Consider the following 20,657-nt stretch of genomic DNA (forward strand, 5'->3'; position numbering starts at 1 on the left):
GAGTTGCCGCGGATGGAAGATGCCGCGCGGCGTGCCGCCGTCGCCCTCGCGCTTGTTGGCGAGGATTCCGCCGCGTCCGAGTGCCACGGGAACCGTCCAGCCGTCGGCCGTCAGCCAGCCCCGGCGCGGGTCGCCGGCGGCGCTGCGGACCTCGATGGCGGAAAGCGGGCGATCACGTTTGGCTGTCATATAAGTGATTGAAATAACTGATCTTCCCTCAAGAATCGTTCCAAACTGAACTTGCCTTGGTAGCCCCAAACATTCTATCCCCCGGCATTACAGGACATTCACGTCCTGCCCCGCCGGATTTGAGGTAGACTGCATTGCCTTGTGAATCGGTAACAATCGCCTACCTGAAACGATATCTAGCCGATGCTACGGCCATAAGCGCCTTCCGCTTCTGACCGCCCCGCCCCCCGAAGGATTGTACCTATGGCCAATGCCCGCAAGATCTTGATCGTGGACGACGATACCGATCTGCGCGATACGCTGGTCGAGCAGCTGTCCCTGCACGAGGAATTCGAAGCCTCGGCAGTCGATACCGGCGCCAAGGGCGCCACTGCCGCCAAAGCCAATTCCCCCGATCTGGTCTTGATGGACGTCGGCCTGCCCGACACCGACGGCCGCGAAGTGGTCCGCTCGCTTCGCAAGGGCGGCTTCAAGGCCCCGATCATCATGCTGACCGGCCATGACACCGATTCCGATACCATCCTCGGCCTGGAAAGTGGCGCCAACGATTATGTCGCCAAGCCGTTCCGCTTCGCGGTGCTGCTGGCCCGGATCCGGGCGCAGCTGCGCCAGCACGAGGCCAGCGAGGACGCGGTGTTCTCGGTCGGCCCCTACTCGTTCCGGCCCGGCTCGAAGATGCTCACCGGCGCCAATGCCCGCAAGGTGCGGCTGACCGAAAAGGAAACCGCGATCCTGCGCTTCCTCTACCGCGCCGGCCAGATGCCGGTGTCGCGCGAGACCCTGCTCCAGGAAGTCTGGGGCTACAATTCCGGCGTCACCACCCACACGCTGGAAACCCACATCTACCGCCTCCGCCAGAAGATCGAGAAGGACGCCGCCAACCCGGAAATCCTGGTCACGGAAGCCGGTGGCTACAAGCTGGTGCCGTGATACGCTTCGCGCTCAACGATTCGTGAAATCGAGGCGCACCGCGGTTACCGGCCCTGAATGTCGATCGATGATGACGTAGCCCTGCTCGAGCGGGTCCCGACGATGCGTCTGTTGGGCGACAGCTCCTTGCGCATGCTGGCGATCGGCTCCGAGCAACGCGATTTCAACGCAGGCGAGGTGCTGTTCAAGACCGGCGACACTGCGGACGCCGGCTATGTCGTGCAGCGCGGCACCTTCCGCGTCGAGGAAGGCGGCGCCGAGGTCATCGCAGGTCCCGGCACGCTGATCGGCGAACTCGCATTGATCGTCGCGATGAAGCGGCCCTCGACCGCGACCGCACTGGAGCGCGGCTCGGTGATCCGCGTCGCGCGCAGCCTGTTCCAGCGCGTGCTGGAAAGCGATCCGGCCGCAGCCCGCCGCCTGCGCGACGAGCTCGCGCTGCGCACCAGCCAGCTCGCGAGCGATATTCTGATGGCGGGCGGCAAGCTGAGTACGTAGGTCTCGCCGCCGAGACACATCCGTAATCCGTCATCCTGAGGTGCGAGCGGAGCGAGCCTCGAAGGATGCACGGCCGGGCTCGTGGCCGTCGACCCTTCGAGACGCGCGGAGCCTGTCATCGGGCCGCGCTTCGCGCGGACCCGTTGGCGCTCCTCAGGGTGACGGATCACATTGCTCTCTAGCCGTAGATTAAACCTCCATCACCGCCGTGACCGGCACGTGATCCGACGGGCGCTCCCAGCTCCGGGCGTCGCGGGTGATCTTGAAGTCGCTGACCTGATCCTTCAGCGCGCGCGAGACCCAGATGTGATCGAGCCTGCGGCCGCGGTCGCCGACGGTCCAGTCCGCGGCGCGGTAGCTCCACCAGGTGTAGACTTTTTCCGACATCGGGATCCGCTCGCGCGCGATGTCGAACCATTCGCCATGCGCTTGCGCTGCGAGCAGCTTCTCGGTTTCGACCGGCGTGTGCGAGACGACCTTCAACAGCTGCTTGTGCGACCACACGTCGTTCTCGTGCGGCGCGACGTTGAGGTCGCCGACTAGGATGTGGCGGTCGTCGCCGCGCGGATGCAGCGGCTCGCAAGCCTTCATCTCGTCGAGGAATTGCAGCTTGTGCTCGAACTTCGGGTTGAGCGCGGGATCGGGAATGTCGCCGCCGGCCGGCACGTAGAAATTATGCAGCACCAGCGGTTTTGAAAGCTGCGCCTTTTCGCCGAAGGAAACCGAGATGTGCCGGGAATCGATCTTGTCGCAGAACGTCCTGACGTCGGTGGAGTCGAATGGCAGCCGCGAGATGATGGCGACGCCGTGATAGCCCTTCTGTCCGTTCAGCGCGACGTGCTCATAGCCGAGCCGCTTGAAGCGCTTCAGCGGAAATGCGTCGTCGATGCATTTGGTTTCCTGTAGGCACAGCACATCCGGCCGCGCGCTCTTCAGGAACTTGGCGACGATGTCGATGCGCAGGCGCACCGAGTTGATGTTCCAGGTGGTGACGGAGAACCGCATGAGAACCGCCTCTTAGCACGGTTCTCGCGGCGGATTTCAATTGTCCACAGGGCGGCTGTTACCTCGCTTCGCTTGCGGGGAGAGGCGTAGGCCGCCTCCGGCGGCCGTCACGAAAGGACGCCGAAGCAAAGCTTCGGCTACGTCGCATGCAAATGCGATCCGGGTGAGGGGGACTCACCACGCACTCATATCTTTCGAATTTGCGGAGGCAGCCCCTCACCCCCACCCTCTCCCCGCATCCGCCTTCGCCCGAAGGCGGGCTTCGGCGGACAAGAGAGCGGGGCGAGGGAGAAGAATAGGCTAGCCCGGCGAGGTGCCGGGATAGGTCGTGAAGTCGATCTTGAACAGCCCCGGATCGGGCTTCTGCGTCGCGTCGAGATTGTAGACGGCTACCGTCGTGTCGTAGCCCTGCGGATCGGTGACGGTCCACTGCTTGAGCTTGCCGTCCTTGGCGCCGATCATCAGCAGGAAGCGACTGGTGCCGACCAGCGCCTGCTTCTCCTCGATCGTGATGCTGACGAACACGTCGTCGGCCGTGACGCTGATGACGTTGGTGTCCTTCATCAGGTCGATGCGGTCCGACAGCAGATAGCGCAGCGGGGTCTGCGACAGCGGATAGACGTCTTGCGTCGCGAGCCTGCGGTCGCGCACCGCGACCGACGAGCCGTCGGCGATCACTTCGATGGTGCTCGGATCGTCATATTCGAAGCGCAGCTTGCCGGGCTTCTGGATGTAGAAATCGCCCTTGGTCTTGGTGCCGTCGGGGCCGACCTGGACGAAATTCCCGACCAGCGTCTGCAGCGACGACAGATAGGCCGAGACCTTGGCGGCCTGCGCCTTCTGGTTGGCGTCGAAGGTCTGGAAGATGTTGGCGGGGACGTTACGGCGCGGATCGGGAATCACCGGGTTCGGCGGTGCCTGGGTGGCGCCTGTGGTGGTCGGGCCCTTGTCGGCATTGCTCTGAGCGCCCGCGTCCTTCGCAGCGTCCTTAGCCTTCGGCGCAGCCTTGGGTGCGGCGGGTTTCGGCGGCGGGGCATTCTGCGCAGTCGCGCCGCCGGCGATCGCGGCGGTGACGAGAAGAGCCAGCGCAGTGCGCGCGCCGCGGTCAATAAGGTGTTTTGCCATCAGATATGTCAGGTCTCTGTTCGACGCTCGTCCCGCTTCGCCGGATTTTATCCCGCCTCTTCCGAGGGAGATATGGTTTTTCCGTGATGATCGCCCCCGATCAGAACTGGCCTTCTTCCTCCCCGACCAGGATTTCGCGCTTTCCGGCGTGATTCGCCGGGCCGACGATGCCCTCCAGTTCCATCCGCTCCATCAGCGAGGCGGCGCGGTTGTAGCCGATCTGCAGCCGGCGCTGGATGTAGGAGGTCGATGCCTTGCGGTCGCGCTTGACGATCGCAACCGCCTGCGTGAACAGATCGCCGCCGCCGTCGCCACCCATGCCGGTGGCATCGAACACGGCGCCGTCCTCGTCGGTCGGCTCCTCCGCGGTGACGGCTTCGAGATATTCCGGCTGTCCTTGCGTCTTGAGGTGGCGGACCACCTTCTCGACTTCCTCGTCGGATGCAAACGGGCCGTGGACGCGGCTGATGCGGCCGCCGCCTGCCATATAGAGCATGTCGCCCTGGCCGAGCAGCTGCTCGGCGCCCATCTCGCCGAGAATGGTGCGGCTGTCGATCTTCGATGTCACCTGGAAGGCGATGCGGGTCGGGAAGTTCGCCTTGATCGTGCCGGTGATGACGTCGACCGACGGACGCTGTGTGGCGAGGATCACATGCAGGCCGGCGGCGCGCGCCATCTGCGCGAGGCGCTGCACTGCGCCTTCGATGTCCTTGCCGGCGACCATCATCAGGTCGGCCATTTCGTCGACGATGATGACGATGTAGGGGAGCGGCTCGAGGTCGAGCTTCTCTTCCTCGTAGATCGCCTTGCCGCTCTCCTTGTCGAAGCCGGTGTGCACGGTGCGCGTCAGCTCTTCGCCCTTGGCCTTGGCTTCGACGAGGCGCGCATTGTAGCCGTCGATGTTGCGCACGCCGAGCTTGGCCATCCGCTTGTAGCGCTCTTCCATCTCGCGCACGGCCCATTTCAGCGCCACGACCGCCTTCTTCGGGTCGGTGACGACGGGCGTCAAGAGATGCGGGATGCCGTCATAGACGGAGAGTTCGAGCATCTTCGGATCGACCATGATCAGGCGGCACTGATCCGGGCGCAGCCGGTAGACCAGGCTCAGGATCATGGTGTTGATCGCGACCGATTTGCCGGAGCCGGTGGTGCCGGCGATCAGCATGTGCGGCGTGCGCGCCAGATCGATGATCACAGGGTCGCCGCCGATCGTCTTGCCGAGGCACAGCGGCAGCTTCGCAACCGAATCGACGCTTTCCTTGGCGACCAAGAGCTCGCGCAGATAGACCTTCTCGCGATACGCGTTCGGCAGCTCGATGCCGATCGCGTTGCGGCCGGCGACGACGGCGACGCGGGCCGACAGCGCGCTCATCGAACGCGCAATGTCGTCGGACAATCCGATCACGCGCGACGATTTGATGCCGGGCGCGGGCTCGAGCTCGTACAGCGTGACCACCGGGCCCGGATTGGCCTTGACGATCTCGCCGCGCACGCCGAAGTCCTGCAGCACGCCTTCGAGCGAGCGCGAATTGGCCTCCAGCTCGGCCTTGCTCAGCGGCTGGCGATCGCTCGCCTTCGGCGCACTGAGCACGGAAACGGACGGCAGCTCGAACTTGTCGGAGTTCTTCTTCTTCGGCTTCGGCTCGGCCTTCTTGCGCGGGGCGCGGGCGACGGGAGTCTCCTCCTCGTCCTCCTCTTCTTCCTCGTCGTCGAAAGCCTCGGCCTCGTCATCGTCCTCGTCATGATCGTCCGCGGCAGGCGCGATCGAGGGCGCCGCGCGGCCGCCGCCGATATTGGGCTCCTGGCGCTCGAACGCGGCGCTGCGGCCCTGCAATCCGCTCGACACCAGCGATTTGTAGGCGGTGCCGAACAGCCAGCCCAGCCGGGCCTTCGCGCTCATCAGCGCGTGGAACAGCCAGCCCAGCGAGACCGAGCTGCGGTCGTTGTCCTCGTCCTCGACGAACGGTTCGTCGTCATCCGAGATCGGCGTCAGCTCCTCGTCCTGCTCCTTCGCCCCCCAGCCGCAGGCGAACAGGAAGCTTGCGGCCATCGCGACAAACAGGATCAGGCCGAGCACGACGCGGTAGATGAAGCCGGGCGGTCCGAACACCACGGCCGGTGCGCGCAGCAGCGCATCGCCGACCACGCCGCCGAGTCCGGTCGGCAGCGGCCATGCGGTGTTGTGCGGCCAGCAGCTGGCGAAACCCGCCGCGATCACCGTGCACAGGATCCAGCAGCCGAGCCGCAGTGCTTCGCGGTCGAAAGGACGGTGCGTCAGCATCCGCCAGCCCCAGACCGCGACCGGCAGCAGCAGCATGATCGCGCCGAGGCCGAGGATCTGCATCAGGAGGTCGGCGCCGATCGCGCCGGGATAGCCGAGCACGTTGCGGATCGCGCGCGAGGTGGCGTGACTGAGCGACGGATCCTGCACCGACCAGGTCATCAGCGCAGCCGTGATGGCGCCCGACAGCGCGATCAGGCCGAGTCCGGTGAGCTCGCGCAACCGTCGCGCCAGCGCCTCGCGCAACGAGAGCGGCAGATGGCCGACCAGGGGGATGACACGTTCGATCGCTGGCATACTCAATCTTCGCGCTTCGCGATTAACCCAGGGTTTCGACCAGGCGATGCATCGCCTCGGCCGTCGATTCACTGTCGGAGACCAGCGCGAGGCGGATATAGCCCGCGCCCGGATTGGAACCGTCGTTCTGCTCGCGCGCCAGATAGCTGCCGGGAATCACGCGAACGCCGGCGTCGCGATAGAGCCTGACGGTTGTCTCCTCGTCGCCGCCGCGGTCGGAGACGTCGAGCCAGACGCAGAAGCCGCCGGCGGGACGCTTGTAGCCGTAGCGGTTGCCGAGGATCTGGTCGGCGAAATCGAACTTGATGCGATAGAGCCTGCGGTTCTCCTCGACATGCGCCTCGTCGCCATAGGCGGCGACCGCGACATGTTGCAGCGGCACCGGCACCTGAGGTGCTGCGACGTTGCGCAGCTCGAGGAATGCGGCGAGGAACTTCCGGTCGCCCGCGGCGAAGCCGACGCGCATGCCCGGCAGGTTCGAGCGCTTCGATAGCGACTGGAATGCGACCACATTGGTGAAGTCGGGGCCGGCGCATTCAAGCATGCTGCGCGGCGCCTCGCGGGTATAGATCTCCGAGTAGCATTCGTCGCTCAGGATCATGAAGCCGTGGCGATCGGCGAGCTGCTTCAGCCGGGTGAAATAGGCGCGCGAGGCGACCGAGCCTTGCGGATTGGCCGGCGAGGCGATGAAGAACGCGACGGTGCGCGCCAGCGTCGCCTCGTCGATCGAATCGAGGTCGGGCAGGAAGCCGTTGGCGAGCGTGGTCGGCAGATGGATCTGCTCGCAGCCGGCCGCGCGCGCGCCGGCGCCATAGGCCGGATAGAACGGATTCGGCATCAGGACCGCCGGCCGGCCCTTGCGCGGCGAGACGTAGCGTGCCGCCGTGATCGCGGCAAAGAACAGCCCCTCGCGGCTGCCGTTCAGCACCATCACCTCGCTCTCCGGATCGACCGGACGCGGCAATTGGAACCGGGTTCCCAGCCAGGTCGCGGCCGCGCGGCGGAACGGCTCGATGCCCTTGGCCATCGGGTAGCGGCCGAACTCGGCGGTGTGCTTCGCCAGCACCGGCCCGACGAAGTCGGGCACGGGGTGCTGCGGCTCGCCTACCGACAGCGTAATCAAGGGCTTAGCCGGTTGGTAGGGCGCCAGCAGCTCGGTGGTACGCACGAATGGGGAACGCTCGGCCTGGCCGGCGGATGCGACATCGCCGGCGCCCTGCGCCAAGCCGGATGAGGCGGTCATTGCCATGATTGAAATGCCAGCACTTTCACTGCGGTCGGAGGGTAGGGGCGCCGACCGTAAACCGATCAAATCACCATAGATAGGGCGAGGTTAAGACGCGATTAACCATCGGTCGCGCGCGCGATCGGCCGGCCCGTGATATCAGCGCTGGCTGCGGGAAAACCGCCAAAATCGCACCAAATTGCTCCGAGACATGCTTCACCGCCGCGCCGTCAGGGCGCTCATCATTACGGCCGAACGCGAAGTGCTGCTGATGCGGATTCGACCGCCGCACGGCGGCGACTGCTTCTGGATCGCGCCCGGCGGCGGTATCGAGGGCGACGAGACGCCTGAAGCGACCTTGCGGCGGGAACTGGCCGAGGAATTGGGGCTGGCCGATTTCGCGCCCGGCCCCGCCGTCTGGCGGCGTCACCACACCTTCAACTGGGGCGGCCGTCGGATTTCGCAGAAAGAAGAGTACCGCATCGTTCACGCCGATCGATTCGTGCCCGTCATGGCCGATGAGACCGAAGCGAAGGTGCTCGATTGCTTCCGCTGGTGGCCGATCGCCGATCTGCCCGGTGCGGAAGAGCGCCTCACGCCGCTGTCGCTCGCCGACATCCTCGAAAGCTATTTGCGCGACGGCGCGCCGAGCGAGCTGCCGGACGAGGAAGTCCTGATCGACTGACCGCGCTCAGCCGAACATCGTCGCGCATTCGACCGATCCGCTTTACGCATCATTAAGGCAAGCGCGCGCGTCACGAATCCCTTCAGCAATTCGCAACACAGCACGACCGAATGATGCCGCGAATTGCGAGGGCATGCAGACCGAAATGGCAGGGATCGAGACACGCGGCGATGTTCTGCGCCGCACCGGCAGGATCATGGTCATTGCCGCCGGCATGACCGCAGTGATGTCCTTCACCATCGGCATGCTGGTGTTCGGCCGCGATCTGGCCGCGCCGATCACGGTCGGACAGATGCAGGCCTTTGGATTGACCGCCGGCGTCTTCATCGGGGTCACGCTCAGCGGCGCCATGTCCTATCGCGCCGGCATGTTGATGCTGGCGCTCGCGCAGACGCGCCGCGAGCTGGCGCAGATCTCGCAGACCGACCAGCTGACCGGCCTGTTGAACCGCCGCGGCTTCGACGCCGAGGCCGCCGCCGCACTCGATCAAGCGCAGGCGGATGGCGCAGCGGTCGCGATGTTGATGTGCGACATCGATCACTTCAAGGCGATCAACGATCGCTACGGACATGAGATCGGCGACAAGGTGCTGGTCGAGATCGCAGACGTGCTGCGCCAGTTCGCAACCCGGCATGGCGCATTGGTCGCGCGCTACGGCGGCGAGGAGTTTGCAGCCGTCGTCACGGGCCTGAGCCACGAACAGGCTGCGCACGGCGCCGAGGAAATCCGTCGCGATTGCGCAGGCCGGACGATCCTCGACGGCGTGACCCAGCTGCCGGTGACCATCAGCATCGGCTTCACCGTGAAGGAAACCGGCTTCGATCTCGGCAGCCTGCTGCGAACCGCCGATCAGGCGCTCTACGCCGCCAAGCGCCACGGTCGCGACCGCGTCGAGCACGCGCGCGACGCGGCGTGACCGTCGGGTCCTAACCTCCCCTTGAAAAGGGGAGGTCGCTTTGCTCGGCAGAGCAAAGCGGGTGGGGATCTGCTCTCTCCGTTTGCAGCGCCGCCCGTGGCTGACCCCCATCCCGGCCTTCCCCCTTTCAGGGGGAAGGAGAAGACAGGCTACGCACGCGATGTATGCCGTCTACCGCGCCGGCAGCTTCTCGAATGACGGCTTGCCCTCGGGCAGATGGTGGAAGGTCTGCTTGTCGCAGGTGTAGATCGTCATCTGCGGGGTGAACACACTGGGGTCGTCGAACGTGCCGACCTTCAGGATCGTGGCCGGCAGGCCCGGCACCTTGGTCACCAGATGCGTGCCGCATTCCGGGCAGAACTCGCGCGTCACGGCGCGGTCGAGGTCCTTGCGGGTGAACTGCTTGGGCTGGCTTGCGGTGTATTTGAAGCCGGTGGTCGGCATCGCCATGAACATGTTCGGTCCGCCGCCGGTGATGTACTGGCATTCGCGGCACAGGCATTGCGCCGCCATCATCGGTTCGCCCTCGGCCTCATAGCGCACGTTGCCGCAATAGCACCTGCCTTGCACCTTCATGACGTCCTCCCTTTTTTGTTGTCGGTTTCGTTGTTTGTAGCCTGTCATTCCACAATGGCAGGCCATTCCGACAATATTTTCTCAAGCCGCCGAAAAAAGAAAGGGGCTCCAACTTGCGCTGGAGCCCCTCAACGGCCCGGACATTGCCGGGTATGTGCCCGGACCGTAGTTCTGGGAGCGACCGCTTGGGGAGGTCGCGCCCCGGGAGAACTCTTACATGTTGTAGGCGCGCTCCGTGTGCTCGGTGATGTCGAGGCCTTCACGCTCGGTCTCGACGTTGGCGCGCAGGCCGACGATCACGTCGACGATCTTGTAGAGGATCGCCGAACCGATGCCGGACCACACCAGCGTGGTGCAGACGCCCCAGGCTTGCGAGATCATCTGCGCCGTGAAGTCATAGTCGGCGACCTTCGGCGGGATCGCGGTGTAGTCGATGATCCCTGCACCGCCGAGCGCCGGGTTGACCAGGATGCCGGTGCCGAGCGCGCCGATGATGCCGCCGACGCAGTGGACGCCGAACACATCGAGCGAGTCGTCATAGCCGAGCGCGTTCTTCACGACCGTGCAGAAGAACAGGCAGACCACGCCGACCACGAGGCCGAGCACGATGGCGCCCATCGGACCGGCATAGCCGGCCGCCGGGGTCACCGCGACGAGGCCTGCGACCGCGCCCGAGAGCGCGCCGAGCAGCGAGGGATGGCCCTTGATGATCCATTCCGCGAACATCCAGGCCAGCGCCGCCGCAGCCGTCGCCACGAAGGAGTTGGTCATGGCGAGCGCAGCGCCACCATTGGCTTCGAGGTTGGAACCAGCGTTGAAGCCGAACCAGCCGACCCAGAGCAGCGAGGCGCCGATCATGGTCATGGTCAGCGAGTGCGGAGCCATCAGCTCCTTGCCGTAGCCGGTCCGCTTGCCGATCAGGAGCGCGCCGACCAGGCCGGCGATACCCGCGTTGATGTGCACGACGGTGCCGCCGGCAAAGTCGATCGCACCCTTCTTGAAGATCCAGCCGGCATCGGCGTTGATCTCGTCGAGCTTGGCCTGCGCGGCGGTCTTCGCCGCACCGTCAGCCGCAGCGGCGAGCGCCTTGGCGGCATCCTGGATCGCGTCCGGGCCCGGCCAGTACCAGACCATGTGCGCGATCGGGAAGTAGATCAGGGTCACCCAGAGCGGGATGAACAGCGCGATCGCCGCGAACTTCATGCGCTCGGCGAAGGCACCGACGATGAGGGCCGGCGTGATCGCCGCGAAGGTCATCTGGAAGCACATATAGATGAGCTCCGAGATGTTGGCGTCGACCGAGAAGGTCGCCGCCTTCGAGTCCGGGGTGACGCCCATCAGGAAGGCCTTGGAGAAGCCGCCGATGAAGTCGGAACCGCCGGTGAAGGCGAGGCTGTAGCCGTAGAGGGCCCAGAGCACGGTGACCAGGCAGACCGTGTAGAACACCTGCGCCAGCACCGAGAGCATGTTCTTGGAGCGGACGAGACCGCCATAGAACAGCGCAAGGCCGGGGATGGTCATCAACAGCACCAGCACCGTCGAGGTCAGCATCCAGGCGTTGTCGCCCTTGTTGACGGTTGGCTCGGCGTAGGCGGCGGTCGCGGCGAAGAGGCCGACTGCGAGGGCCGCCAGTCCCGCGCCATAGGGACGCTTGAACGTCATGTTATTTCACTCCTGAGGTCTTAAGGTTTGAGCGCGAAATCAAAGGGCCGCGGCATCGGCCTCGCCGGTGCGGATGCGCACGGCGTGCTCGAGGCTGATGACGAAGATCTTGCCGTCGCCGATCTGTCCGGTCTTGGCGGCGGAGGTGATGGCATCGATGGTCTTGTCGACCTGATCGGAGTTGACTGCGACTTCGATCTTGATCTTGGGCAGGAAGCTCACGGCATATTCGGCGCCGCGATAGATTTCCGTGTGCCCCTTCTGACGGCCGTAGCCTTTGACTTCCGTCACCGTGAGACCGTGAACGCCAATGGCGGTCAGGGCGTCACGGACCTCTTCCAGCTTGAATGGCTTAATGATCGCCATAACAATTTTCATGAGTCCTATCCCCGCTTGGGCCCGGTGCGAGCGAGCACCGGGAGTTTCGACTGAGGTTCACCACGCGGAGGACTTCCACTACGCGGGCACAGCCGGGACCCTTAGAATCAAATGCCGTGCCAACCGGCCGGAGTTCGCTAATGGATTATGAATCCGGATATTTTCCCGCATTGCGGGAGCGAGGCGCCCCTGCGCTATTCCGTCGCGCCTAAAATCTAATCAAGATGGCTCAATTCGTGAGCAGGTCAGGGTCCGGACACAATTCTGCTCAGCAACGGTGCAGTTGCAGGTATTTAAATAGGGTAGTGCAGGGGGCATTAGGCGGCGTCGCGTGCCGCAAAGACCTTGTCGATCAATCCCCATTCGACCGCCTGCTGCGCAGACATGAAGTGATCGCGGTCCAGGGTCCGTTCGACCTCCGCCTCGGAGCGCCGGCAATGCTGCGCGTACAGCCGGATGATGCGCCGCTTGGTCTCCTGCATCTCGGTGGCGTGGATCAGGATGTCGGACGCCTGGCCCTGGAAGCCGCCGAGCGGCTGATGCACATGCAGGCTCGCATTCGGCAGCGCGGCGCGGTGACCGGGTTCGCCGGCCATCAGCAGGAACGAGCCCATGGAGCGCGCGGTGCCCATGCACAGCGTGTGCACCGGCGCCTTGATGAACTGCATGGTGTCGTACATCGCAAGCCCGCTGGTGACCACGCCGCCATAGGAGTTGATGTAGAGGTTGATCGGCTTGTGCGGATTCTCCGCTTCGAGGAACAACAGCTGGGCGCAGACCAGTCCGGACATCGCGTCATTGACCTCGCCGTTGAGGAAGATGATGCGTTCGCGCAAGAGCCTTGAGTAGATGTCGAAGGAACGTTCGCCGCGGGCCGACTGCTCGACGACCATGGGGACGAGTTGCATCATGTCGCGCATCGGCGACCTCCATCTCTGCAGGTGATGACGTTTCAGTGGGTGATGAAGTCTGCGATCAGGCCGCGCGCATCAGGCAGCGGCGGTTGCTGTTGGCCGGTTGCGGCTGTTTTTCCCTGATATCGCAGGTTTCCTGGATGATGCGAAACCTCGTGCCACCGGCCTCGTTCGGCTCGATCCGGAAGGTGACATGGCTTTCGCGAAACGGCGGTTCGGACTCGCGCAGCCGGTAGCGCACCTCTTCGCCCGTGATCGTTGATTCAGGCTCGGCGCCGGCGAGATCGGAATCCGGCAGCCAGCGTTCGCGCAGCGCTGGAATGGTCACGGCGCGCCATACTTTTTCCGGCGGCGCGTCGAGCTCATATTCGATCACCAGGGCGGCGTCCGCATCAGGCTCGACTGTGTCGCTCATTGATCCATGTCCTTCAGCAGGTCGGAGAGCGCTTCGATGCGCTTCGGCCAATAGGCGCGGTAGCGGGCGAGCCAGGTCCCTATGCTGGCGATCCCGTCCGGGTCGACCTCATAATTGACGAAGCGGCCCTGCCGCTGCTCGCGCACCAGGCCTGCCGAGCGCAGCACCGCCAGATGCTGCGACATCGCCGGCTGGCTGATCTCCAACCCGTCGCGCAGGGCGCTGGCGTTGAGGCTGCCGCCGGCGAGCTTCTCGAAGACCTTGCGGCGGGTCGGATCGGCCAGTGCCTTGAAGATATCGGTATCGACCATGCCAGCACATAAGCATACACTTATGTATCGCGCAAGCACCAACTGTCCTGGCGCCGTGCTGCGTGGCGTCGCGGCGCTCGGGTCCTTTGCATGGGGTTGTTTTCCGAATTCGCCCTCACGGCGCCCCATCTCGTCCTGGTGATGCTAGGCTCGACTGCTACTGCAGCGCCTCGCCGTGCTGCGAGATGTCGAGGCCTTCCAGTTCCTGCTGCATCGAGACCCGCAAGGGGACGAAGGCAGAGACCAGCTTGAGCAGCACGAAGGTGACGCCGCCGCACCAGACCAGCGTCACCACGACGCCGTAGAGCTGGATCAGGAGCTGCTGCGGATTGCCCTCGAGCAGGCCGGAGGTGCCGCCGATCGCGGCGGTGGCCAACACGCCTGCGAGCAGCGTGCCGGTCAGGCCGCCGATGCCGTGCACGCCGAACACGTCGAGCGAATCGTCATACTTGAAGCGATGCTTCAGCCAGGTGCAGGCCCAGAAGCACACCAGGCCGGCGATGATGCCGATGACGATGCCGTGCCACGGTGCGACGAAGCCCGATGCCGGGGTGATGGTGCCGAGCCCTGCGACCGCACCCGAGATCATGCCGAGCACCGACGGCTTGCGCCGCGTCGCCCATTCGATCGCGCCCCAGGTCAGCGCGCCGGCGCAGGCCGCAAGATGGGTGGCGGTGATCGCCATCACCGCGCGCGAATTGGCCGCCAGTGCCGAGCCGCCGTTGAAGCCGAACCAGCCGACCCAGAGCAGGCCGGTGCCGACCACGGCGAGCGACAGATCGAACGGCGAAAGATTGTCATGGCCGTAGCCGTGCCGGTTGCCCATCACCTTGGCCGCGACCAGGCCGCTGATGCCGGCGGAGAGATGCACGACGAGGCCGCCGGCAAAATCCATCACGCCCATCGAGGCGAGGAAGCCGCCGCCCCACACCCAATGTGCCAGCGGCACATAGGCGAAGATGAACCAGCCGATCGAGAACAGCACATAGGCGGAGAACCGCATGCGGTCGGCGACCGAGCCTGCGACCAGCGCCACCGTGATGATCGCAAACGTCATCTGGTACAGCATGAACAGCGCTTCGGGGATGGTCTTGGCCGCCGGATTGACGCTGTCCATCGTGATCCCGGCCAGGAACCAGCTGTCGAGCGAGCCGAGCCAGGGACCGTTGCCGACGAAGGTCAGCGAATAGCCGAAGATGACCCAGAGAATCGAAATGATCGCAACGGCAGTGAGGCTCTGCGCCATCGTCGCCAGCACGTTCTTCTTGCGCACCATGCCGGAGTAGAACAGCGCGAGCCCCGGGATCGTCATCATCAGCACCAGCGCGGTGGCGACGATCATCCAGGCGGTGTCGGCCGGGTTGATGCCGGGATTGGCCGCCGAATCCTGCGCAAAGGCCGGCGTGCCCCACGCGAACTGGATTGCAGCAGTGATCGGCGCAGCTGATATCGCTGCACGAAGAGCTCGTGCCCCCATCATCATTCCCCGGCGGTCGTGGTTTCTTGGCGTGGATTTGGAGTGGATTTGACGTGCGCCGGCGTCGTTGCCGGTGCGACCTCGATAGATCTCAGAGCGCGTCTTTGTCGGTCTCGCCGGTGCGGATGCGCAGGGCGTGGTCGATCGGCGTCACGAAGATCTTGCCGTCGCCGATCTGGCCGGTGCGGGCGTGCTCAGTGATGACGCTGACGGCCTTCTCGGCGAGCTCGGAATCGACGGCGATCTCGATCCTGAGCTTGGGCAGGAAGTTCACGACATATTCGGCGCCGCGATAAATCTCGGTATGGCCCTTCTGGCGGCCATAGCCCTTCACCTCGGTCACCGTCATGCCGTGGACGCCGATCGCGGTCAGGGCCTGGCGCACCTCATCGAGCTTGAACGGTTTGATGATCGCGACGACGAGTTTCATGGTTCAGGCCTTCATTCCGTTGAGGTTTTCCGAGTGCGCCTGCCCCCGGCGCGGCAATTTGCCGTCCCCGGCATTTCGCGCCCGCCAAATCTGGCAGCTTTCTGGGCAAATGGCACAAAAAACTTGCAGGTTGAAGGGGAAAACGTGCGCAGCGCGTGAACTCCGTCACTGTACGAGACGACAACCCTCCGCCAGAATATGGCTTTCCCGCCCCGGCCAGCGCCCTGCTGGCTCGTTCTCGCCACAGCGCGTGCACCCGCGCCCCGAGGAAACAAGAAATGTCGAACCGAAACTGGTTTTACGCATCCGAAGGCCAGCAAAAGGGCCCCCTGCCTGAAACCCAGCTCCGCGATCTGATCACCCGAGGCATGGTGGGGGCCGATACCCTGGTGTGGACCGAGGGCATGGCCGGCTGGCAGAAGGCCGGGGAGATTCCGGGGCTGGTTCCGAGCGCGGGCGCGCCGCCGGCGTTCCCGCAGGCCGGCGGACCGCCGCCGGTGGCGGCATCCGGAGGCTATAGCGGGGGCGCACTGTCCGCCGACTTCCCGATCTGGGGCCTGTTCGGACGCAGCCTGCTGATGTTCATCGGCGAGATCTTCGTCATCCCCGCGCCGTGGACCGCGACCGCCCTGTATCGCTTTGCGATTCCCTATATCCGCGTGCCGGGCCGGCCGCATCTCGCGTTCACCGGGCAGCCGCTCGACATCTGGTACGTCTTCATCGTTCTCGGTCTCCTGACCTATGCCGGCGCGGCCAACAGCAACATCGTGACCCTGCTCTCGCTGGTGTTGCAGGGCTTCTTGAGCTGGATGATCGTGCGCTGGATCTTCAGCCATCTCAGCTCGAGCGGCCAGGATCTGCCGATCGAGTTCAAGGGCAGCCCGCTCGCCTATATCGGCTGGTACCTGGCGATGGTGATCTCGGCGATCACCATCATCGGCTGGGCCTGGGTGCTGACCGCGTGGATGCGCTGGATCTGCCGCAACGTCGAAGGCACGCGCCGCGAGGTCACCTTCAACGCATCCGGGCTCGAGGTGCTGTGGCGAACCATCGTGTTCTCGGTCGGCTGCGCCTTCCTGATCCCGATTCCGTGGGTGCTGCGCTGGTACGGCAACTGGATCGTCTCGCAATTCGCGCTGGCCGAGCGCGGCGCCTACACGAATAGCTAAGCGCTATTTGCGTTCGCGCACCGAGCCTTCTTGCGCGACGGACGCCACCAGCGTGCCGTCGGGCTTGAAGATCAGGCCGCGGGTCAGGCCACGGCCTGACTGCGCGCTCGGCGAATCCTGCGCGTAGAGCAGCCATTCGTCGGCGCGGAACGGGCGGTGAAACCACATCGCATGATCGAGACTCGCCGGCATCATGCGCTTGTCGAACAGGGTGCGGCCGTAGCGCGCCATCACGGCATCGAGCAGCGAGAAATCCGACGCATAGGCCAGCGCGCACAGATGCAGCGCCGGATCGTCGGGCAATTTCGCCGCGGTGCGGATCCAGACATGGATGCGGCCGTCGTCGATCTTCTGGCCGAAATAGCGGCCGAGCTCGACCGGGCGCAGCTCGATCGGCCGGTCGCTCTCGTAGTAGCGGCGGATGAACTCCGGCATCTCCTTGAACATCGGCTGCTTCGACACTTCCTCCGCGGTCAGCTTCTCCGGCGGCGGCACGTCGGGCATCTTTTCCTGGTGATTGAAGTTGCTCTCTTCATCGGCATGGAACGAGACCATGATGGAGAAGATCGCGTTGCCGTGCTGGATCGCGGTGACCCGGCGGGTCGAGTAGCTCTTGCCGTCGCGCAGCCGCTCGACCTGGTAGATGATCGGGATCTGCGGATCGCCGGGTAGGATGAAGTAGCAATGGATCGAATGCGGCAGGCGGCCGTCGACGGTGCGGCAGGCCGCAACCATCGCCTGACCGATCACCTGGCCGCCGAACACGCGCTGCCAGCTCGTCTTCGGGCTGTTGCCGCGGAACAGATTCACCTCGAGCTGCTCGAGGTCGAGGATGGACAGCAGGTCGATCAGGCTCTTGGACATCGCGAAACACTCTCCTTCGTCATTCCGGGGCTCGCGAAGCGAGAGCCCGGAATCCATTCGTCCACGGAACGTGCGGCCTGATGGATTCCGGGCTCACGCTGCGCGTGCCCCGGAATGACTGCCGTTGGATTTGGGCCTTGTTTCTGCCCCCTGTTTCGCCCAGCTATTATCAGGTAGCAAGCACAGTCTGATGGCGTCAGGCGCGTAAGGAAAAGGCATGCCGGCACAACGAAGTATCGTGATCTGCGGGGGCGCATTTGCAGGGTTGGCGCTGGCCGTGGCGTTGCGCCAGGGGCTCGGGCCCGACATCCCTGTCATCGTGGCCGATCCGGCGCTGAGCCAACGCCCGAGTCGCGACCCGCGTGCCACCGCCATCGTGGCGGCCTGCCGGAGGCTGTTCGAGACCCTCGGCGTCTGGGGGCAGGTCGCGCCGACCGCGCAGCCGATCACCGACATGGTCGTGACCGACTCCAAGCTGGAAGACGCCACGCGTCCGGTGTTCCTGACCTTCGCCGGCAATGTCGCGCCCGGCGAGCCGTTCGCCCATATGGTCGAGAACCGCTATCTGATCGATGCGCTGGCGGCGCGCGCCGGGGCCGAGGGCGTCGAGCTGCGCGCCACCGCGGTGTCGAGCTTCGCCTCGCGCCCCGATGGCGTCGCCGTCACGCTTGCCGACGGCACCGAGATCGATGCCAGCCTGCTGGTTGCGGCCGACGGCGCGCGCTCGAAGCTGCGCGAGCGCGCCGGGATTGCGACCCATGGCTGGGACTACGATCAATCCGGCATCGTGGTCACGGTCGGGCATGAGCGCGAGCATCACGGCCGCGCCGAGGAGCATTTTTTGCCCGCAGGTCCGTTCGCGATCCTGCCGCTGACCGGCAACCGCTCCTCGCTGGTGTGGACCGAGACGCGCAAGGACGCGGCGCGCATCACGGCGCTGAACGAGGAGGAATTCCACGCCGAGCTGGAGCAGCGTTTTGGTTTGCATCTCGGCGAGATCAAGGCGCTCGACAAGCCGCGCGCGTTTCCGCTCGGCTATTTCGTCGCGCGCTCGTTCATCGCCGAAAGGCTGGCGCTGATCGGCGATGCCGCGCATGTGATCCACCCGATCGCGGGGCAGGGGCTCAATATGGGCCTGAAGGATGTCGCAGCATTGGCCGAGGTCGTGGTCGATGCGGCGCGGCTCGGCATGGATCTCGGGCAGGCCGATGTGCTCGAGCGCTATCAGCGCTGGCGGCGCTTCGACACCATGGCGATGGGCGTTGCCACCAACTCGCTGAACTTCCTGTTCTCCAACGAATCGACGCTGCTGCGCACCGTGCGCGATATCGGATTGGGCCTCGTCGATCGCGCGCCGCCGCTGAAGAGCATGTTCATCCGCCAGGCCGCCGGACTGTCAGGCGAAGTGCCGCGGCTGCTGAAGGGCGAGGCGCTGTAACGCCGGGAGGGGGCATGATCGGCGGCAAGACGATTCGAAGCTTATTGGCTGCCTCGTTGCTCATGTTCCTGCAGGCTACGGACGCCATCGCGATCATGGCCACGCCGCAGCTGTTCGATGCGCCCGTCCCGGAAGCGTGGCGTGCGCCTCTCACACGCTTTCTGAGCGGCCTGCACGTCAGCGATACGATGTCCACCGCCGAAGCCAGCAGGGCAACCGTCTTCCGAAATCTGGCGGGCGGGTCTGAAATGATGATCATCAGGGTCAGGCACAAGGAGGCTTGCACTGTCGATGAAGATGAGTGTCTCACGGTGATCGGTCACATCGAGAACAACGAACTTATCTCCGATGCGATGTTCTATACCGGCGATAAGATAAGCTATGGCGACTCCAAGCCCCGGGTGCCGGGCGCGCAGTCATTCCCGATCTTTTTCTACGGCAAGCAGCGGGCCGTCGGCGTGATCGTTACTGCGAAAGGGCTTGTAGTCAGCTGTCATGCAATCCCGTAGCCCGGATGCAGCGAAGCGAAATCCGGGGAGCTCCAGCCGCGGATGATCTGCCCCGGATTGCGCTACGCTTCATCCGGGCTACGAGCTCTAACCTCCCCTTGGAAAGGGGAGGTCGCTTTGCTCGCCAGAGCAAAGCGGGTGGGGATCTGCTCTCTCCGCATGCAGTGTCGCTTGCGGCTCACCCCCATCCCAACCTTCCCCCTTTCAGGGGGAAGGAGAAGACAGACCTGCATCCGGACCATGGATTAGGGCCGACAGTCACTTTTGCGAAATGAAAGCTGCGACCGCGTCGATCAGGTCGGGGTCGAGCGGCCGCTCCGACTCATTGTAGCTTGCGACGTCGTCCGCCGCGTCGGTGACGTCCACCAGCACGTGATTCATGTCCGGCAGCCACAATGATTTGGCGGCGATGTCGGCGGTGGTGAGCGCGAGGAAGTCGAGCCGCGCCAGTTGATGATCGCGGCCGCCTGCGATGATCAGGGCCGGCCCGGTGATCTTGCGCATCGGCTCGATCGGATCCTCGGTGAAGGCGGATGTGATGGCGGGCTGGAGCGCAGGCGCGATCGCAAGCCCGGCCGGCGGCGGATCGACGATCTGTCCGGCCATGATGTCGTCGATGGCTTTTCCGATCGGCGCGAATTTGTCCGGCGGTAGCTGCTTTGCGAGCTGCGCCTTCAACAGGTCGCCCTGCTTGCGCGCCGCCGTTGCGAGCAGCACCAGCCGGTCGACCGGCACGCGCTGCGCGGCGAGGATCGCGACCAGGCCGCCCTCGCTGTGGCCGACCACCGCGACATGAGAAAACCTGCCGCTGCCGCGCAGATAGTCGATCAGCGCCGTGGCGTCGCCGACGAAATCCTTGAAGCGAAAGTCCTCGGGACGGCCGAACTCCCTCTTCCATTCGCCTGCGCCACGCTTGTCGTAACGAAGCGTCGCGATGCCGCGTGCGGCCAGCTGCTCGGAAAGTTTCTTGAGCGTCGCCGGCTTGAGCTGCGGTCCGTTGCCGTCATGATCGGTCGAGCCGGAGCCGGCGATCAGCAGCGCCACCGGCGGCCTTGCGATGTCGGGTGGGACCGTCAGCACCGCGTCGATGGCCCCGATGCGCAGTCTGCTCTCGTCGGCTGCCGCACTCGCCAGCGAGACGAGCAGCAGCAGCCATGTGACGAGGGCGCGCATGTAGTCCTCTTACTGGAGCATGATCTTTTCGGAAAACCGCTTCACACTTTTCCGGATCATGCTCTAGGTGGTGTGGACACTAGCGCATCCATAGAACAATGGCAGCGAGAGTGACGACGGCCCGGTAATTCCGGGCCGTTTTTTCGAAGCGGGTTGCGACACGTCGGAACTGCTTGAGCTTTGAGAAGCA

At 64.8% G+C, this 20,657-nt stretch carries 21 protein-coding genes and 2 pseudogenes; 7 read left to right on the forward strand and 16 right to left on the reverse strand.

What is annotated here, in order from left to right; all coding sequences use genetic code 11:
• Positions 1-189: pseudogene (locus FNJ47_RS31840) on the reverse strand (L,D-transpeptidase family protein); the annotation flags it as partial.
• Positions 190-432: 243 nt separating this feature from the next.
• Here FNJ47_RS31840 and FNJ47_RS31845 point away from each other — a divergent pair.
• The gene (locus FNJ47_RS31845) at positions 433-1,119 is read left to right on the forward strand and encodes a response regulator transcription factor (protein ID WP_016841446.1); all 687 of its coding nucleotides are present in this window, start codon (positions 433-435) and stop codon (positions 1,117-1,119) included.
• Positions 1,120-1,176: 57 nt separating this feature from the next.
• Entirely contained in the window at positions 1,177-1,617 is a 441-nt protein-coding gene (locus tag FNJ47_RS31850; protein WP_163159902.1) for a Crp/Fnr family transcriptional regulator, read from the forward strand.
• Positions 1,618-1,806: 189 nt separating this feature from the next.
• Here the strand turns inward: FNJ47_RS31850 and FNJ47_RS31855 are convergent, their stop codons facing one another.
• The 4 genes from FNJ47_RS31855 to FNJ47_RS31870 form a co-directional block, all read right to left on the reverse strand.
• Positions 1,807-2,622 carry an exodeoxyribonuclease III gene (locus FNJ47_RS31855; RefSeq protein WP_163159903.1) on the reverse strand — a complete coding sequence of 272 codons (816 nt, stop codon included), beginning with the start codon at positions 2,620-2,622 and terminating at the stop codon, positions 1,807-1,809.
• A 300-nt stretch (positions 2,623-2,922) separates the two neighbouring features.
• Positions 2,923-3,747 (reverse strand): outer membrane lipoprotein carrier protein LolA, encoded by an 825-nt coding sequence (locus tag FNJ47_RS31860; RefSeq protein ID WP_163159904.1) that lies wholly within the window; start codon positions 3,745-3,747, stop codon positions 2,923-2,925.
• 100 nt (positions 3,748-3,847) lie between these two features.
• Positions 3,848-6,331 carry a DNA translocase FtsK gene (locus tag FNJ47_RS31865; RefSeq protein ID WP_163159905.1) on the reverse strand — a complete coding sequence of 828 codons (2,484 nt, stop codon included), beginning with the start codon at positions 6,329-6,331 and terminating at the stop codon, positions 3,848-3,850.
• A gap of 16 nt (positions 6,332-6,347) precedes the next feature.
• Complete coding sequence (locus FNJ47_RS31870; protein WP_163159906.1) at positions 6,348-7,574, reverse strand: aminotransferase class I/II-fold pyridoxal phosphate-dependent enzyme; 1,227 nt, start codon at positions 7,572-7,574, stop codon at positions 6,348-6,350.
• A 187-nt stretch (positions 7,575-7,761) separates the two neighbouring features.
• On the opposite strand from FNJ47_RS31870, the gene FNJ47_RS31875 reads away from it, so the two are divergent.
• Positions 7,762-8,235: an NUDIX hydrolase gene (locus FNJ47_RS31875; protein WP_163159907.1), complete on the forward strand. Its 474-nt coding sequence runs from the start codon at positions 7,762-7,764 to the stop codon at positions 8,233-8,235.
• A 145-nt stretch (positions 8,236-8,380) separates the two neighbouring features.
• Positions 8,381-9,151, forward strand: a complete 771-nt coding sequence (locus FNJ47_RS31880) for a diguanylate cyclase (RefSeq protein ID WP_163159908.1) — start codon at positions 8,381-8,383, stop codon at positions 9,149-9,151.
• A 171-nt stretch (positions 9,152-9,322) separates the two neighbouring features.
• Here the strand turns inward: FNJ47_RS31880 and FNJ47_RS31885 are convergent, their stop codons facing one another.
• From FNJ47_RS31885 to FNJ47_RS31920, 8 genes are all read right to left on the reverse strand, one after another.
• Positions 9,323-9,727, reverse strand: coding sequence for a GFA family protein (locus FNJ47_RS31885; protein ID WP_163159909.1), 405 nt, complete (start codon positions 9,725-9,727; stop codon positions 9,323-9,325).
• A gap of 213 nt (positions 9,728-9,940) precedes the next feature.
• On the reverse strand, positions 9,941-11,389 hold the full coding sequence (locus tag FNJ47_RS31890) for an ammonium transporter (RefSeq protein WP_163159910.1): 1,449 nt from the start codon (positions 11,387-11,389) through the stop codon (positions 9,941-9,943).
• 39 nt (positions 11,390-11,428) lie between these two features.
• A complete protein-coding gene (locus FNJ47_RS31895) occupies positions 11,429-11,767 on the reverse strand; it encodes a P-II family nitrogen regulator (protein WP_024583097.1) in 339 nt (112 codons plus the stop codon).
• 317 nt (positions 11,768-12,084) lie between these two features.
• Entirely contained in the window at positions 12,085-12,687 is a 603-nt protein-coding gene (locus FNJ47_RS31900) for an ATP-dependent Clp protease proteolytic subunit (RefSeq protein WP_163159911.1), read from the reverse strand.
• A gap of 55 nt (positions 12,688-12,742) precedes the next feature.
• Positions 12,743-13,096, reverse strand: a complete 354-nt coding sequence (locus tag FNJ47_RS31905; RefSeq protein ID WP_163159912.1) for an SRPBCC family protein — start codon at positions 13,094-13,096, stop codon at positions 12,743-12,745.
• Positions 13,093-13,407 carry an ArsR/SmtB family transcription factor gene (locus tag FNJ47_RS31910; protein ID WP_163159913.1) on the reverse strand — a complete coding sequence of 105 codons (315 nt, stop codon included), beginning with the start codon at positions 13,405-13,407 and terminating at the stop codon, positions 13,093-13,095. The genes FNJ47_RS31905 and FNJ47_RS31910 overlap by 4 nt, the downstream gene beginning before the upstream one ends.
• Before the next feature lie 157 nt (positions 13,408-13,564).
• Positions 13,565-14,890 carry an ammonium transporter gene (locus FNJ47_RS31915; RefSeq protein ID WP_430649430.1) on the reverse strand — a complete coding sequence of 442 codons (1,326 nt, stop codon included), beginning with the start codon at positions 14,888-14,890 and terminating at the stop codon, positions 13,565-13,567.
• Between the two features lie 85 nt (positions 14,891-14,975).
• Complete coding sequence (locus FNJ47_RS31920; protein WP_163159915.1) at positions 14,976-15,314, reverse strand: P-II family nitrogen regulator; 339 nt, start codon at positions 15,312-15,314, stop codon at positions 14,976-14,978.
• 278 nt (positions 15,315-15,592) lie between these two features.
• Here FNJ47_RS31920 and FNJ47_RS31925 point away from each other — a divergent pair, with 278 nt between their 5' ends.
• Complete coding sequence (locus FNJ47_RS31925) at positions 15,593-16,483, forward strand: DUF4339 domain-containing protein (RefSeq protein WP_163159916.1); 891 nt, start codon at positions 15,593-15,595, stop codon at positions 16,481-16,483.
• Between the two features lie 3 nt (positions 16,484-16,486).
• Here the strand turns inward: FNJ47_RS31925 and tesB are convergent, their stop codons facing one another.
• Positions 16,487-17,347 (reverse strand): acyl-CoA thioesterase II, encoded by an 861-nt coding sequence (gene tesB, locus FNJ47_RS31930; RefSeq protein WP_163159917.1) that lies wholly within the window; start codon positions 17,345-17,347, stop codon positions 16,487-16,489.
• A gap of 217 nt (positions 17,348-17,564) precedes the next feature.
• Between tesB and FNJ47_RS31935 the strand changes: the two genes are divergently transcribed.
• Both FNJ47_RS31935 and FNJ47_RS31940 read left to right on the forward strand, forming a co-directional pair.
• Complete coding sequence (locus tag FNJ47_RS31935) at positions 17,565-18,785, forward strand: ubiquinone biosynthesis hydroxylase (protein WP_163159918.1); 1,221 nt, start codon at positions 17,565-17,567, stop codon at positions 18,783-18,785.
• 14 nt (positions 18,786-18,799) lie between these two features.
• Positions 18,800-19,294: a hypothetical protein gene (locus FNJ47_RS31940; RefSeq protein ID WP_163159919.1), complete on the forward strand. Its 495-nt coding sequence runs from the start codon at positions 18,800-18,802 to the stop codon at positions 19,292-19,294.
• 258 nt (positions 19,295-19,552) lie between these two features.
• Here the strand turns inward: FNJ47_RS31940 and FNJ47_RS31945 are convergent, their stop codons facing one another.
• On the reverse strand, positions 19,553-20,467 hold the full coding sequence (locus FNJ47_RS31945; RefSeq protein WP_163159920.1) for an alpha/beta hydrolase family protein: 915 nt from the start codon (positions 20,465-20,467) through the stop codon (positions 19,553-19,555).
• Between the two features lie 79 nt (positions 20,468-20,546).
• Positions 20,547-20,657 (reverse strand): annotated as a pseudogene (locus FNJ47_RS31950) (IS5/IS1182 family transposase); the annotation flags it as partial.

Origin of the sequence: Bradyrhizobium uaiense, from assembly GCF_010811875.1 — a bacterium.
GTDB classification, from domain to species: domain Bacteria; phylum Pseudomonadota; class Alphaproteobacteria; order Rhizobiales; family Xanthobacteraceae; genus Bradyrhizobium; species Bradyrhizobium uaiense.

What these genes read in the sequence shown, in the direction of transcription:
- FNJ47_RS31845 (WP_016841446.1), top strand. Translation starts at nt 433, where the DNA reads ATGGCCAATGCCCGCAAGATCTTGATCGTGGACGACGATACCGATCTG.
- FNJ47_RS31850 (WP_163159902.1), top strand. Translation starts at nt 1,177, where the DNA reads ATGTCGATCGATGATGACGTAGCCCTGCTCGAGCGGGTCCCGACGATG.
- FNJ47_RS31855 (WP_163159903.1), bottom strand. Translation starts at nt 2,622, where the DNA reads ATGCGGTTCTCCGTCACCACCTGGAACATCAACTCGGTGCGCCTGCGC.
- FNJ47_RS31860 (WP_163159904.1), bottom strand. Translation starts at nt 3,747, where the DNA reads ATGGCAAAACACCTTATTGACCGCGGCGCGCGCACTGCGCTGGCTCTT.
- FNJ47_RS31870 (WP_163159906.1), bottom strand. Translation starts at nt 7,574, where the DNA reads ATGGCAATGACCGCCTCATCCGGCTTGGCGCAGGGCGCCGGCGATGTC.
- FNJ47_RS31875 (WP_163159907.1), top strand. Translation starts at nt 7,762, where the DNA reads ATGCTTCACCGCCGCGCCGTCAGGGCGCTCATCATTACGGCCGAACGC.
- FNJ47_RS31880 (WP_163159908.1), top strand. Translation starts at nt 8,381, where the DNA reads ATGGCAGGGATCGAGACACGCGGCGATGTTCTGCGCCGCACCGGCAGG.
- FNJ47_RS31885 (WP_163159909.1), bottom strand. Translation starts at nt 9,727, where the DNA reads ATGAAGGTGCAAGGCAGGTGCTATTGCGGCAACGTGCGCTATGAGGCC.
- FNJ47_RS31890 (WP_163159910.1), bottom strand. Translation starts at nt 11,389, where the DNA reads ATGACGTTCAAGCGTCCCTATGGCGCGGGACTGGCGGCCCTCGCAGTC.
- FNJ47_RS31895 (WP_024583097.1), bottom strand. Translation starts at nt 11,767, where the DNA reads ATGAAAATTGTTATGGCGATCATTAAGCCATTCAAGCTGGAAGAGGTC.
- FNJ47_RS31900 (WP_163159911.1), bottom strand. Translation starts at nt 12,687, where the DNA reads ATGCGCGACATGATGCAACTCGTCCCCATGGTCGTCGAGCAGTCGGCC.
- FNJ47_RS31905 (WP_163159912.1), bottom strand. Translation starts at nt 13,096, where the DNA reads ATGAGCGACACAGTCGAGCCTGATGCGGACGCCGCCCTGGTGATCGAA.
- FNJ47_RS31910 (WP_163159913.1), bottom strand. Translation starts at nt 13,407, where the DNA reads ATGGTCGATACCGATATCTTCAAGGCACTGGCCGATCCGACCCGCCGC.
- FNJ47_RS31915 (WP_430649430.1), bottom strand. Translation starts at nt 14,890, where the DNA reads ATGATGATGGGGGCACGAGCTCTTCGTGCAGCGATATCAGCTGCGCCG.
- FNJ47_RS31920 (WP_163159915.1), bottom strand. Translation starts at nt 15,314, where the DNA reads ATGAAACTCGTCGTCGCGATCATCAAACCGTTCAAGCTCGATGAGGTG.
- FNJ47_RS31925 (WP_163159916.1), top strand. Translation starts at nt 15,593, where the DNA reads ATGTCGAACCGAAACTGGTTTTACGCATCCGAAGGCCAGCAAAAGGGC.
- tesB (WP_163159917.1), bottom strand. Translation starts at nt 17,347, where the DNA reads ATGTCCAAGAGCCTGATCGACCTGCTGTCCATCCTCGACCTCGAGCAG.
- FNJ47_RS31935 (WP_163159918.1), top strand. Translation starts at nt 17,565, where the DNA reads ATGCCGGCACAACGAAGTATCGTGATCTGCGGGGGCGCATTTGCAGGG.
- FNJ47_RS31940 (WP_163159919.1), top strand. Translation starts at nt 18,800, where the DNA reads ATGATCGGCGGCAAGACGATTCGAAGCTTATTGGCTGCCTCGTTGCTC.
- FNJ47_RS31945 (WP_163159920.1), bottom strand. Translation starts at nt 20,467, where the DNA reads ATGCGCGCCCTCGTCACATGGCTGCTGCTGCTCGTCTCGCTGGCGAGT.